This window comes from Bacillus sp. JJ1533 (assembly GCF_036965045.1).
Lineage (GTDB): Bacteria > Bacillota > Bacilli > Bacillales > Bacillaceae_L > Ferdinandcohnia.
Genome location: NZ_JBALOV010000006.1, coordinates 75,997 through 89,975, shown reverse-complemented (window position 1 = coordinate 89,975; position 13,979 = coordinate 75,997). Strand labels below are relative to the sequence as shown.

The 13,979-nt window shown below is 38.9% G+C and carries 11 protein-coding genes and 1 other annotated feature; of the genes, 10 read left to right on the top strand and 1 reads right to left on the bottom strand.

Annotation, left to right across the window (positions count from 1 at the left end):
- Positions 1 to 121: 121 nt before the first annotated feature.
- The 9 genes from V7138_RS03985 to V7138_RS03945 all read left to right on the top strand — a co-directional run bounded on the left by V7138_RS03985 (position 122) and on the right by V7138_RS03945 (position 9,642).
- On the top strand, positions 122 to 406 hold the full coding sequence (locus V7138_RS03985; RefSeq protein ID WP_335394466.1) for a YtzC family protein: 285 nt from the start codon (positions 122 to 124) through the stop codon (positions 404 to 406).
- Positions 407 to 417: 11 nt separating this feature from the next.
- Entirely contained in the window at positions 418 to 579 is a 162-nt protein-coding gene (locus V7138_RS03980; protein ID WP_335394465.1) for a glycogen biosynthesis protein GlgD, read from the top strand.
- 222 nt (positions 580 to 801) lie between these two features.
- Positions 802 to 1,992 (top strand): MDR family MFS transporter, encoded by a 1,191-nt coding sequence (locus tag V7138_RS03975; RefSeq protein ID WP_335394464.1) that lies wholly within the window; start codon positions 802 to 804, stop codon positions 1,990 to 1,992.
- Between the two features lie 127 nt (positions 1,993 to 2,119).
- Positions 2,120 to 3,550, top strand: a complete 1,431-nt coding sequence (locus tag V7138_RS03970; protein WP_335394463.1) for a sigma-54 interaction domain-containing protein — start codon at positions 2,120 to 2,122, stop codon at positions 3,548 to 3,550.
- A gap of 374 nt (positions 3,551 to 3,924) precedes the next feature.
- Positions 3,925 to 4,722, top strand: a complete 798-nt coding sequence (locus V7138_RS03965; protein ID WP_335394462.1) for a 3-hydroxybutyrate dehydrogenase — start codon at positions 3,925 to 3,927, stop codon at positions 4,720 to 4,722.
- Positions 4,723 to 4,793: 71 nt separating this feature from the next.
- Positions 4,794 to 5,999: an ABC transporter substrate-binding protein gene (locus V7138_RS03960; protein ID WP_335394461.1), complete on the top strand. Its 1,206-nt coding sequence runs from the start codon at positions 4,794 to 4,796 to the stop codon at positions 5,997 to 5,999.
- 254 nt (positions 6,000 to 6,253) lie between these two features.
- Positions 6,254 to 7,144, top strand: a complete 891-nt coding sequence (locus V7138_RS03955; RefSeq protein WP_335394507.1) for a branched-chain amino acid ABC transporter permease — start codon at positions 6,254 to 6,256, stop codon at positions 7,142 to 7,144.
- A 1-nt stretch (position 7,145) separates the two neighbouring features.
- The gene (locus tag V7138_RS03950; protein ID WP_335394460.1) at positions 7,146 to 8,960 is read left to right on the top strand and encodes a branched-chain amino acid ABC transporter ATP-binding protein/permease; all 1,815 of its coding nucleotides are present in this window, start codon (positions 7,146 to 7,148) and stop codon (positions 8,958 to 8,960) included.
- The gene (locus tag V7138_RS03945; protein WP_335394459.1) at positions 8,932 to 9,642 is read left to right on the top strand and encodes an ABC transporter ATP-binding protein; all 711 of its coding nucleotides are present in this window, start codon (positions 8,932 to 8,934) and stop codon (positions 9,640 to 9,642) included. Before V7138_RS03950 ends, V7138_RS03945 begins: the two co-directional genes overlap by 29 nt.
- 142 nt (positions 9,643 to 9,784) lie before the next feature.
- On the opposite strand, the gene V7138_RS03940 is transcribed toward V7138_RS03945, so the two are convergent.
- Positions 9,785 to 10,846: a multicopper oxidase domain-containing protein gene (locus V7138_RS03940; RefSeq protein WP_335394458.1), complete on the bottom strand. Its 1,062-nt coding sequence runs from the start codon at positions 10,844 to 10,846 to the stop codon at positions 9,785 to 9,787.
- 349 nt (positions 10,847 to 11,195) lie between these two features.
- Positions 11,196 to 11,429 (top strand) — a binding site (T-box leader).
- 58 nt (positions 11,430 to 11,487) lie between these two features.
- On the opposite strand from V7138_RS03940, the gene leuS reads away from it, so the two are divergent.
- Positions 11,488 to 13,905 (top strand): leucine--tRNA ligase, encoded by a 2,418-nt coding sequence (gene leuS, locus V7138_RS03935; RefSeq protein ID WP_335394457.1) that lies wholly within the window; start codon positions 11,488 to 11,490, stop codon positions 13,903 to 13,905.
- Positions 13,906 to 13,979 lie beyond the last annotated feature (74 nt).

The window sequence follows — 13,979 nt, the reverse complement described above, 5'->3', positions numbered from 1 at the left end:
TGTGCCCTACTTCCTGTGGGCTTGATAATTGGTAATAACTTTTCTGAGAAAAGAAATAAAGGATGAACAAACTATAAGTGAGAAAGCTTTAGCTTCTCATTTCGAATGTAGGAGGGGAAGAATGGCTACTCGACAATCTGTAGAGGCATTTTTACAGCGTTGTGAAGATTCTTTGCGTAATGCACAGGAGCAAATTACCGCGGCTAGAAGGCAAGAAGCTTATAATGCAACAGAGTATACGGATGCACAATTGCAATTGGAAGAAGTTACAAACGAATTGGCAAAGTTAGCTCAAAGCTGTAATGACCAGCAACGTGAGCAATTACACCGGATGCGACTTCAATTGCAGCAACTCCAAAATGATATGATTTTAGACGCAAATATCATTCAAGAGTATAAGATGTAGGGGATGAAGATATGAAAAAACGTTCTGATCAAAACAATCCTGAGCAAAAAACGAAAAATGGGAAAAATAGCAATGATGTGGAATTCGGACAGGATTTTGATCCTGTAAAAAAATCCAAGCAAAAATACCTAAAAAAAGGGCAGCCAGTAAAATCAAAACAGCGCCCAGAATAAACATTAAACCGACAAGTAGATATCGCTTGTCGGTTTTTTACTTTATGTCATCCATGTACACCACCCTTGCAAAACTCGTACACATAGCAACCATTTTCAATGAATCCCCCCGGGTAGTACTTGTCCATTTTATCGGAATACTTTTTTAAATTGATTATACGTGCCGCAAGGAATAGAATAATTTTGATATGTAAATTCGAAATGGAAAAGGGAGGTGCCCGTATGCCGAGAGCGCTTTGGATGATCATTATCGGGATGATTATTAATGTGACTGGTTCATCTTTTTTATGGCCGTTAAATGCCATTTATATTCATGGCCATTTAGGAAAATCATTATCTGTTGCAGGTCTTGTGTTAATGGTTAATGCGGGTGCAACTGTTATTGGAAATTTAGTGGGTGGCGTCCTTTTTGATAAAATTGGAGGATACAAGTCAATTCTAGCAGGTATCTTGATTTCGTTGGTGGCTCTTACAGGACTGACCTTTTATCACGGTTGGCCTCATTATGTTCTTTTTCTTACCATCATTGGCTTCGGTACAGGGATGGTGTTTCCCGCCATGTTCGCGATGGCCGGGGCTGTTTGGCCAGAGGGTGGAAGAAAGTCGTTTAATGCCGTTTATGTCGCACAGAACCTTGGTGTAGCGATTGGCTCAGGACTTGGAGGTTTTGTTGCATCCTACTCATTTGATTATATTTTTATGGCAAACACACTCATGTATGTCCTCTTCTTCTTAGTCGCATTATTTGGTTATCGGGGAATTCATGCTGAAAAAGGAAACCAATCAAGCATCCTTGAACAATCTAAAACGGTAAAAAACCGCTCGAAATTAACTGCATTGTTCATTCTTTGTATCGGTTATGTCCTCTGTTGGGTCGCCTATGTGCAATGGCAAGCCACAATTTCAAGCTATACACAGGATATCGGCATTACGTTAAAACAATATAGCTTACTATGGACAGTAAATGGTGGATTAATTGTTCTCGGACAGCCGTTGCTGAAAGTAGCAATAAAAACTTTTGCAAAATCCTTAAAAAAACAAATCATCATTGGTATCCTTATTTTTATTTGTTCGTTTCTCATTGTCTCAGCTGCAAACTCATTTAGCGGATTTTTAGTGGCGATGATTATTTTAACTATTGGTGAAATGTTTGTTTGGCCAGCCGTTCCAACGATCGCCAATGACCTTGCGCCAAAAGGAAGAGAAGGTTTTTATCAAGGAATTGTTAACAGTACGGCTACCGGTGGCAGAATGATTGGACCTGTTCTTGGGGGTCTGCTCGTTGACTTATGGGGAATGAGCATGTTATTTACGGTGCTAGCCGTATTATTAATTGTTTCGATATTCACAACGGTTATTTATGACAAGAAACTAAAAGAAAAAAGCAATATTGTACTAAGTGCAAAGGCCTGATACATATTTTATGTATCGGGTCTTTTTTACATTTTCTACTAAAACAAAGCCTGGGTTGTTTTTGAAGGAATATTCTGACTCCTGTCGAATGTATTTTTAATATAGGATCTAAAAGAGGAGGTTAGGCGTGATTAATCATAGCATTTCACAAGAATTGAAGCATACTCTAAATCTGCTTGAGCAAAAGGAAAAAGAGGTAGAACAGTTAAAGGAAATAATCGAACTGTTATATGACGGGGTTATCATGATTGATAGGCAGGGGCTAATCACAATGATGAATCAAACCTACTGCGAGTTCCTCGGTGTTAAAGTGGAAGAGGTGATTGGCAAGCACGTCAAGGAAGTAATCGAAAATACACGAATGCATATTGTCGTAGAAACAGGACAATCCGAAATTGGCTCCTTTATGATCGTAAAGGATAAGAGTATTATCGTCATGCGCACCCCTATTTGGAAAGAGGGAAAGGTTGTTGGGGCTATAGGCAAGGTATTATATACGGATATTAACGAGTTAAAATCATTGGTTCAGCGCCTAAACGTAGTCGATAGCAAGCTGGACTTATATAAACCAGAATTGAAAAAAGTGCAAGGATCCAAATATTCGTTTGACCAGATTATTGGTGAGCATGAACGAATGAAAGAAGTAAAAGATTTAGCCTTGAATGTGGCCAATAGTCGGTCAACGGTATTGATTAGAGGGGAAAGTGGAACAGGCAAGGAATTGTTTGCACATGCAATTCATGAAGCCAGTAACCGTTCTGAGGGTCCGCTTATATGCCTTAATTGCGCCGCCATCCCAGCAAGTTTATTAGAATCGGAACTCTTTGGTTATGAGGAGGGTGCATTTTCTGGAGCGAAAAAGGGTGGAAAAACTGGAAAGATTGAACAGGCCCAAGGTGGAACGTTATTTCTTGATGAAGTCGGCGATATGCCTCTCGATATGCAGGTAAAGCTATTACGAGTCTTACAGGAAAAAGAAATTCAAAGGATTGGCGGCAGTCAGACGAATCAGATTGACATCAGATTAATTTCAGCAACAAATCGTCCGCTCGAGGAAATGGTTAAAAAAGGGGAGTTCCGGGAAGATCTTTATTACCGTTTAAACGTGATTCAAATCATGATTCCACCTTTGAGGGAGCGAGGCAAAGATATCATTACTACAGCACATCTCATTTTGGGTCAACTAAATAATGAGCTTGGTAAAAGCATTAGCAGCTTTCACACAAATGTAGAAGATTTATTTAGTCGTTATAAGTGGCCGGGGAATGTGAGGGAAATGCAAAATGTCATTGAGCGAGCACTTCATATTGCAGATAATGGTCCGGAAATCTGTTTAGAGCACCTTCCCCCTTATTTACTAGAACATGTTGAAAGACATTCAAAGGTTTCTTCCCTCTCCTTCTCTCTTGAAGAAGAGGTGGAAAGGGCTGAAAAAGAGGCAATCATCCGCGCTTTAAAGGCTAGTGAGGGGATTCGGTCTGAAGCGGCAGCGATGTTAGGTATCCATAGAGCTAGCTTATATCGAAAGTTGGAGAAATATGGTTTGTTAACTTCCTAATAGTGTTGCAGTAATGAGACGTGTCGCATAATTGAGACAAATTGTAAGCGATTGCTACAGTAACCATATGAACAAATAACGTTGCAGTATTGCGACGTTATTTTTATTAATTTTCAATGTTTTTAGAATTGAACAATAATTACAATAAAAAATATAGATCATAGTCAACATAAAAAATAAAGAAATGTGGTATTTACGTGGTGTCCAGAGATTCTCCCAAAAATTGGCACGAATTTTGCAATGATAATAAATAGATTGAAAAAGTAGTAACAGAAAGGAGAAAAGTGATATATGAAGGCATGCCCTTCAAATAATTAATGATGGAGACTACAAGGTTGCAGTTTTACTAGCATTCCATTGGGGGGATTGTTGTTTTGGATCAAACTAAAGAAAAAACACTAGACAATAAAGTTGTTTTTATTACGGGTGCAGCTAGTGGAATAGGTCTGGAATTGGCCAAAGCATTTGCAAAAGAAGGTGCAAGAGTAGTAATCAGTGATCTGAATGTAGAAGCGGTAAAAGAGACTGCTAATTCTATGAAGAATCGTGGACTAGAAGTTATCGGGATTGGATGTGATGTAACCAAAGAGCAAGAAATCATATCTTCAATAAATCATACCATTAATACGTATGGAAGTATTGATATTTTAATTAATAATGCAGGTTTACAGCATGTTTCTACCATTGAGGATTTTCCAACCGAACGATTTGAATTACTACTCAAGGTGATGCTAACAGGTCCATTTATTGCTACAAAGCATGTATTTCCTGTCATGAAAAAACAAGGATTTGGACGTGTCATTAATATGTCCTCAATTAATGGTTTAGTTGGTTTTGCAGGGAAGGCTGCTTACAATAGCGCGAAGCATGGATTGAATGGGTTGACAAAGGTTGCAGCTTTAGAGGGGGCAGAATACGGAATCACCGTTAACGCCATTTGTCCTGGGTATGTAGACACTCCACTTGTGCGAAATCAATTAACTGACTTAGCAAAGACGAGAAATGTAGAGTTAGAAAATGTACTTGAGGAAGTAATTTATCCGCTTGTACCACAGAAGCGCTTATTACATGTCAAAGAAATCTCTGATTATGCTATTTTCTTAGCGGGTGAAAAAGCTAACGGAATTACTGGACAGGAGATTGTTATTGATGGTGGCTACACGGTCCAATAAAAATTCATACATAACGCCGTTTTAAAAAGGCGTTAATCTTTGAGGTTTATTAAAAAGAGGAGGGAACGATTTTGAAAAAATCAGCTGTAATCTTTCTAGTAGGCTTTATGTTCTTATTTACTATTTTAGTAGGATGTAGTCCCAAGATAGAGGAAACTGGTTCCACAGGTGATAGTAATTCTGGGGATTCTTCAGCTAAGGAAACTTTTAACGTTGGGTTAGCCATTTCTATGTCAGGTGGAACAGCTCTATTTGGTGAAGGCGTAAAAAGGGGTGTGGAGCTAGCGATTAAAGAGTTTAACGATGATGGCGGCTTTGAAGGACAAAATGCAAATCTTGTCTTATATGATGATGAAGCAAAACCAGAAAAGTCTGTAGAGGTTGTTCAAAAATTAATTAATCAAGATAATATTGTTGCCTTAATTGGACCTGCAAACTCTGGGAATGCCATGGCTCACATTCAATTTACTCAAGAGGCAAAAATTCCTGAAGTTATACCAGTAGCTACAGGGACCCAAATCACACAAGAATATAAAGATGCTGATAAAAACTATATTTTCCGTGTGGCTCCTCTAGATGGGGTTCAAGTGTCTGCGATTTTAAAAGAGCTTATTGATAAACAAGGACTTACAAAACTTGGCGTCATCCATGATACGGAAGGATATGGGCAAGGTGGCAGGGAAGATATCGTTAAGCAAATGAAGGAAGTTTACAATATGGAACCGACTGTCATTTCAGCCTTTGATCCAAAAGAATTGAATCTCGAGCCCTCGATTCGTGATATGAACAATGCAGGGGTGGAAGCCGTTATCTTCTACGGGCTTGCACCACAGTCAGCAAAATTACTTGAAGCTCGTTTCAATGAAGGATTGGATGCTCCTATTTACGCGACATGGGCTACAGGTGACCCTACCGTTTTAAATCTAGTTGGAGATCTTGTGAAGGAAGACCTATTTTTTGTACAGTCATATACAATTGATCAAAATGAAGCAGCAAAAAAATTCCATGAAAAGGTAATGGAAACGTACGGTGAAGATGTATTCCCTATTGCTACGGCACAAGGATATGACAGTGCAAAACTCATCCTAGATGCGATAAAAAAGGTTGGCTTAGATAGTGAGAAAATTCGTGATCAAATTGAATCATTTACGGACTTTGAAGGGGTAACAGCAATTAAGCCGGCAGCTTTTACCAAGGATAACCATGAAGCATTTGGTATTGACGAGGTATTCATTGCTAAGTATAACGACGATTTACAAATTGTTGCAGCAGAGTAAGAAAAGCCCAAGGCGCCTGCCTTGGAGAACATCGACTAACTACCGCCACGTCCTGTGGCGAACGTCGATGTCAGCACTTCCTGTGCAAGTCAAGCTTAAGACGAGCGCTGACAGAAGGTGCCTTTTACCTTCCGAAGCGATTGGCTTAAGACCTCGAGCCGATGGCGCCTGGAGCTAGAACATCTTAATTATAACCTTTTGACCATAACTTGATTTTTGCAGTTTATCACAAGGGGGCGTTTGCTTTGGAATTAATGGATATAGTAAAAGCCATTATTAATGGGTTAGTTTATGGAAGCATTTATGCAATCATTGCCCAAGGATATTATATTACGTTTATCACGACTAAGACGATGAACTTTGGTCAAGGTGACTTTGTCATGCTTGGTTCTCTTATTGGATTATCCACCTTTACTACAATAACAGCTTCAGGTGGAGGTGTATGGATTGCCTTTCTAGCGTCATTGCTATTGGTAATTGTCATACTTGGTATTTCTGGTTGGGCATTGGAACAAGTCGCGATCCGACCATTAAGAAGTTGGCATTCCATTGGTTGGATTTTAAGTACTGTGGCCGTTGCGATGATCGTGAGAAACGTAGCCATGCTTATATGGGGTAGAGATGTTTTGATGGCCCCATCTCCATTTGGGCGCGCTATTTTAGATCTAGGTATCTTTAAAATCCGTTATCATGAAATATTTGTACTGGTAAGTGCAGTCGTTATCATGTTGCTACTGTACGTCTTCTTAAAGAAATCATTATTTGGAAAGGCGCTTGAAGCGGTTGCCTTTAACAAAGAGGCCGCTTCATTAATGGGAATCAATCCCCGATTAATGGCTTCCATTGCATTTGTAATAGCTGGGATCCTAGCTGGAGTAGGTGGTGTCTTAGTAGGACCTATGGTACATCCTGGTGCTTTTATTGGTCTTTTCCTTGGATTAAAAGCATTTGCTGTTGCAATTATTGGTGGTATCGAGAATCCGCGAGGTATATTTATCGGAGGACTTTTACTAGGTGTATTAGAAAATCTCTTTACTTTGTATAGTACATCCATGAAAGAAGCTGCTGCGTTCTTTTTAATTCTTGTCATATTGGCTGTCCTTCCTCAAGGGTTATTTGGAAAACGAGTAAAGGAGAAGTTTTAATATGATAAAAGCAAAATGGTGGATTTATCAAATTGTGATCCCACTCGTCCTTATATACGCGTTTCCATGGGTTTTTAATAATGCTCATACCATTCATGTTGCACAGACATTTTTGATTACCTACATTGTCATCGTTGGATTAAATCTGCTTGTGGGACTCTCCAATCAGCTATCCCTGGGACATGTAGGATTTTATGCGATTGGAGCCTATTTATCAGTCATCCTTACCATGAAAGTAGGATTAAATTTCTTCGTAAGTATTATGATTTCTAGCTTAATAGCTGCAGGGTTTGGAGCGATTGTAGCTCTTTTGTCCTTACGAGCGAAAGGCCCTTATCTAGCCATGGTTACCATTGCATTTGGAGAATTGGTTAGTATTATCGTGAACCGCTGGGTAGATGTCACGGGCGGTCCTGCTGGAATCAGATCTTCTGCCCCATCCCTATTCGGCATTGAGCTTGGACCTGTTCAATATATGTGGTTTATTGGTATTTTAGCTATCATATTTACAGCAGGCGCTACGAATATCTTTAGAGGCCGTTTTGGCAGGACATTTACTGCTTTTGGAAATAGTGAAGTTGCTTCAGAGGTATTAGGGATAAATGTAAGAAATTGGAAAATACTAGCTTTTTCTGTCTCCGCCTTTTTAGCGGGGATAGGTGGCGGGCTGTTTGCTTTTCAAAACCAGTTTATTAGTAGTACAACGTTTGATTTGAATTTATCGATTATGTTCCTGATTGCGGTTATTATCGGAGGGTCTGGAACAAAGATAGGTCCTATTATAGGTACTGCGATTATTGTTGGGTTACCGCAATTCCTTCACGACTTTGTAGATTATCACTTAATGATTTTTGGCGGAATATTATTAATCGCACTTATCCTTTTACCCGATGGTATCGTGGGTGCCTTGAATCATCTTTCTTTCTTTAAAAAGTTTTCTAGTAAAAAAGTTAATACTCAATTGGGAATCTTACATGATGATGGGAAGGCCACATTAGATTTACCTGAAGGGATTAATGGGAAGGTTTTAGAGCTCAAAGATATTTCGATGCATTTTGGTGGATTAAAAGCGATCGACGAACTTGAGGTTGAAGTTTTAGCTGGAACTGTTCACGGAATTATTGGTCCGAACGGTTCGGGTAAAAGCACTACGGTTAATATCCTAAGTGGAGTCTACATGCCGACTGATGGAAAGATGCTTTGGAAAGGTAAGAACATTACAAAATATGCTCCCCATAGTATTGCGCAAGAAGGAATTACGAGAACATTCCAAAACCTACAGCTATTTGAAGATATGAGCGTTTTACAAAATGTTATGGTTGGTTTTCATCGTCACTTCAAAACAGGCTTCCTGAAAAACCTATTATATCTAGGGCAGGTATCAAATGAAGAGCAATACTATGCACAAAAAGCCTATGATTTATTACGAATTGTTGGCTTAGAAAAAAGAGCCCATGAAAAAGCGTCTGACTTGCCCTATGGAGAACAGCGCTTAGTTGAAATAGCGAGGGGTTTAGCTTTAAAACCTGCTTTACTTATTTTAGATGAACCAGCAGCAGGAGCTAGTCCAAAAGAGATTGAAAAAATTATGGATGTGATTCGACGCCTGAAGAAGGCAGGCTTGTCTATTATTTTGGTTGAGCACCATATGGATATTGTCATGAATATTTGTGATTATATTACAGTACTAGATTTCGGTAAGAAAATTTGTGAGGGTAATCCAGAAACCATTCAAAACGATCCGAGGGTAATTGATGCCTATCTTGGCGGGGAAGAGGTGAACCAGCTTGTTGCAGGTACAAAATCTATCAGTTAGTTATGGTCATGCGACCGCATTAAGCGATGTGTCAATGGAAGTAAATGAAGGTGAAATTGTAGCTGTTATTGGTCCCAATGGGGCTGGAAAAACCACTCTATTAAAAGCGATTACGGGGTTGTTGAAGGTGAAGGAGGGGACGATCCTTTATAAAGATAATGTTATTAATGGTACGTCTGCTCATAAAATTTTAGGTTTTGGTATATCCCATGTTCCTCAAGGTCGTCAGGTCTTTGGTGATCAGTCGGTAGAGGATAATCTAATCTTAGGTGCATTTACAATTAGAAAGGAGAAACAAAAAATTCAAGAGCTTATCGAAAGAGAATACGAAAGATTTCCAAGGCTTAAGGAGAGAAGAAAGCAGCATGCTGGTACATTAAGTGGTGGAGAGCAGCAAATGCTGGCTGTATCCAGAGCACTTATGTCTGATCCTGAATTGGTCATTCTTGATGAGCCATCCATGGGTTTATCACCGATATTTGTAAAACAAATATTCGATACTTTGTTGGAGTTGAAGAAATCTGGTAAGACGGTTGTGGTTGTCGAGCAATTAGCCATGGCTGCTTTAGCTATATCTGACCGTGCCTATGTTTTACAAGCTGGTGAGGTGAAGTTACATGGAAAATCACGAGATTTATTAAGGGATGATAGTCTGGTAAAAACGTATTTAGGTTCAGCTTAAGGGACTTGAATTATAAAAAGAATCTCGGAAATCCGAGATTCTTTTTTTCTATTTTTCTATTTTTATGTTAAAATTTATTTAGACGTTTTTTGTTGACCTTATAAAGAAGTGCCAGCTGTGTGCTTTTTTATATGGTCTTTTTTTAATGCCCAGCTGCTGTGCTTCCGTCATCTTTACCATCTGCAGTTACCTTTAACAATGCTGCAGCTCCTTTTTGAACGTGGTTAAATTGGTGGGTAACGATTGAGTATGTTCCTTCTTTCATTACCGTAAATTCGACAACTGCTCCACCGCTTGCAGGAAGCATAACCGTTTGCAGTCCCTCCATATGATTGTATGGGTTACCATCGATATACACGTCGTCAAAGATTGTGCCAACTACGTGGAAAGAACTTACTTCGTTCGGACCTACGTTGTTAATGTAAAGTCTAACTTTGTCTCCTACTTTTGCAAGTAGTGGTGTTTCTTTTAATGAGAAAGTATCTCCGTTTGTATTTAAATCTCCTTCTTTAAGAGCTTTAGTTGAAAATACAACTTGGCTAGGTACACCGTTTGTCATGTCATCTAAATCATTGTATTTATACCATTCGTTTTGAATGATGAGGTATTCTTTATCAATCTCGTTATCTGTTGGATAGCCATCTTTCGGTTTTACAATAATGGTTCCGTGCATACCGTTTGCAATATGTGATAACACAGGTTTTGTACCACAGTGGTACATGAAAACTCCCGGTTTGTTTGCTGGATAAGAAAATGTTCCGCTCTCATCTGGCATGACATCAATGAAATCCTTTGAAGGTGAAGCATGTACAGCGTGGAAGTCCATGCTATGAGGGATAGCAGGATCCATATTTTTAAGTGTAAAGTTAATTGTGTCACCTTCGTTTACAACTACGACAGGTCCAGGAGCTTCCCCGTTAAAGGTCCATGCTTTATAGGTGTAGCCCTTGTCAATTTCGATGTCAGTAATCTGTGCAGTCATTTCAACGTTTACAACATTTTCAGAAACTCTTTCTACTTTTAATGGAACAGGTTCTTGGTTAAGTTCTTTGTGTGGAGCGATAATCTCCCCAGCCTTTGTTTCGGAAGCAGTTGTTTTTGCCTCAACTTTCTTTTCTACTGCTACTTCTTGCTTTCCACAACCAGATAAAATAATTGAAGTACCAATCAAAGATGTGAGTAACCATTTTACTTGCTTGTTCATAAAATTTTACCCCCTTGAAACTTGTTTTTAGTTTGGTAATTGATTTCCTTCTACACCTTTATCATATTTTGAGAGAGGACCCCAAAGAGTGATATAAATCACGTTTATTGGTTTAATCTGTGTACAGTTTGTGAAATAGTGAACATATAAGCAACTTTCCAATAGTGGTAAGGGTTTAAACCGCTTTTTTGAGGCTGATTTAGACAATAATCTTTCACATTTTTTGTGTTAATTGAATATGTTTAGATAATCAATATTTGGGAATAATGGTGGGGGAAAAGCCCAATTTTTCCTATTTTACTTGCAGTTCTTGCACAAATTCTATACAATACTGATTATAATCAATAATTATGAAGCGTTGAGAAGGAGTAGTAATGTTCTACACACGTGTTAGAGAGTTGACGGGTGGTGCAAGTCAATCGTTGATGAACATGAACTCGCCTTTGAGCAATAAGCATGAAATGCCAAGTGTAAACTAGTGCTTATCGTCTAAGTCCGCGTTAAGGATGAATGAAGTGAGTGCACAATTTGTCACTAATGTGGGTGGTACCGCGGGAAGAATACATATCCTCTCGTCCCTTTTGGGATTAGAGGTTTTTTGTTTTTTATAGGTTTTTAGGATTATTTAAGGAGGAAGTCTTATGAGTTTTAATCACCAAAAGATCGAGAAAAAGTGGCAACAATATTGGGAACAAAACAAAACATTTAAGACAACTGAAGACAAAGGGAAGCGTAAATTTTATGCGCTTGATATGTTTCCATATCCATCTGGTGCTGGACTACATGTAGGTCACCCAGAAGGCTATACTGCTACTGATATTTTAGCAAGAATGAAGCGAATGCAAGGGTATAATGTACTACACCCAATGGGATGGGATGCATTCGGATTACCAGCTGAGCAATATGCCTTAGATACCGGTAATGATCCTGCGGAATTCACCGAAAAAAATATCAATACCTTCCGACGTCAAATTAAAGAACTCGGATTTTCATATGATTGGGATCGTGAAATTAATACAACAGATCCAAAATATTATAAATGGACACAATGGATTTTCACAAAGCTGTTTGAAAAAGGATTAGCCTATGTGGATGAAATTCCTGTTAACTGGTGTCCAGCTTTAGGAACTGTACTTGCCAATGAAGAAGTCATTGATGGAAAAAGTGAACGTGGAGGCCATCCTGTTGAAAGACGCCCAATGAGACAATGGGTACTTAAAATCACTGCATATGCGGAGCGTTTGCTTGAGGATTTAGAAGAGCTTGATTGGCCAGAGAGCTTAAAAGAAATGCAGCGCAACTGGATTGGTCGTTCTGAAGGAGCGCATGTAACTTTTACAATTGATGGACATGATGATACATTCACTGTTTTCACAACTCGTCCTGATACTTTATTTGGGGCTACTTACGCGGTACTTGCTCCTGAGCACCCATTCGTTGATAAAATCACGACGCCTGAACAAAAAGAAGCTGTTCATGCTTATTTAGAAAAAATTAAGAGTAAAAGTGATCTAGAGCGTACAGACCTAGCAAAAGATAAAACAGGTGTATTCACAGGTGCCTATGCCATCAACCCTGTAAACCAAGAAAAAATGCCAATCTGGATTGCAGATTATGTTCTAATGAGCTATGGGACAGGTGCTATTATGGCAGTTCCTGCGCATGATGAGCGTGACTATGAATTTGCCAGGAAATTTGAATTACCGATTAAAGAAGTCGTAGCTGGTGGAGATGTTTCCAAGGAAGCATATACTGGCGACGGCGAGCATGTTAATTCAGATTTTCTAAATGGATTAAATAAAGAAGAAGCGATCTCTAAAATGATTGCATGGCTTGAGGAAAATAAGATTGGTAAAAAGGAAATTACCTATAAATTACGTGACTGGTTATTTAGTCGCCAGCGCTATTGGGGTGAACCAATTCCGATCATCCAATGGGAAGATGGCACCATGACAACTGTTCCAGAGGAAGAACTTCCACTTATGCTTCCAAAAACGAAGGAAATTAAACCTTCAGGAACTGGTGAATCACCACTTGCGAATATCACCGATTGGGTAAATGTGGTTGATGAAAAGACAGGTAAAAAGGGTCGTCGTGAGACCAACACTATGCCACAATGGGCAGGAAGCTGCTGGTACTATTTACGTTATATTGATCCGCATAATGAAGAAGCTCTGGCAGACCCAGAAAAATTGAAAGAATGGTTGCCAGTTGATATTTATATCGGTGGAGCTGAGCATGCAGTGTTACACTTGTTATATGCAAGATTCTGGCACAAGGTCCTATACGATATTGGCGTGGTCACAACAAAAGAACCATTCCAAAAGCTTTTCAACCAAGGGATGATTCTTGGAGAAGGCAATGAAAAAATGAGTAAATCAAAAGGAAATGTTGTAAATCCTGATGACATTATTGAATCTCATGGAGCCGATACTCTTCGTTTATATGAAATGTTCATGGGACCACTAGATGCATCAATCGCTTGGTCAACAAATGGACTTGATGGTTCTCGTCGTTTCTTGGATCGAATTTGGCGCTTACTTGTTGATGACAATGGCAATATCTCACCAAAAGTAAAAGCTAATTCAAATGATACTTCACTTGAGCGTGTGTATCATCAAACAGTGAAAAAGGTGACAGAGGATTACGAAGCATTGCACTTTAACACTGCGATTTCACAATTAATGGTTTTCATTAATGATGCATACAAGGCGACTGAATTACCAAAGTCATTCATTGAAGGATTTGTAAAACTTCTTTCTCCAGTTGCACCACATATTGCTGAAGAACTTTGGGAGAAGCTAGGAAATACAGGTTCAATTGCGTATGAATCATGGCCAGCATTTGATGAAGCAAAATTAGTCGAATCTGAAATTGAAATAGTAATTCAAGTGAATGGAAAAGTAAAAGCGAAGCTTCAAGTTCCTGCAGATGCGTCAAAAGAAGTACTTGAACAAATTGCAATGGGGGCTGACCCAATCAAAGAACAAATCGAAGGAAAAACAGTCCGTAAAGTAATTGCGGTACCAGGAAAGCTTGTAAATATTGTAGCAAATTAAGACAAAAGTCCTCCAAGTGGAGGGCTTTTGTTTTTTGAATAGAAATGATTTGGACAATAAAACAAGGATTTGGG

Coding starts and splice junctions, on each gene's coding strand:
- V7138_RS03985 (WP_335394466.1), top strand. CDS start 122: ATGGCTACTCGACAATCTGTAGAGGCATTTTTACAGCGTTGTGAAGAT.
- V7138_RS03980 (WP_335394465.1), top strand. CDS start 418: ATGAAAAAACGTTCTGATCAAAACAATCCTGAGCAAAAAACGAAAAAT.
- V7138_RS03975 (WP_335394464.1), top strand. CDS start 802: ATGCCGAGAGCGCTTTGGATGATCATTATCGGGATGATTATTAATGTG.
- V7138_RS03955 (WP_335394507.1), top strand. CDS start 6,254: ATGGATATAGTAAAAGCCATTATTAATGGGTTAGTTTATGGAAGCATT.
- V7138_RS03950 (WP_335394460.1), top strand. CDS start 7,146: ATGATAAAAGCAAAATGGTGGATTTATCAAATTGTGATCCCACTCGTC.
- V7138_RS03940 (WP_335394458.1), bottom strand. CDS start 10,846: ATGAACAAGCAAGTAAAATGGTTACTCACATCTTTGATTGGTACTTCA.
- leuS (WP_335394457.1), top strand. CDS start 11,488: ATGAGTTTTAATCACCAAAAGATCGAGAAAAAGTGGCAACAATATTGG.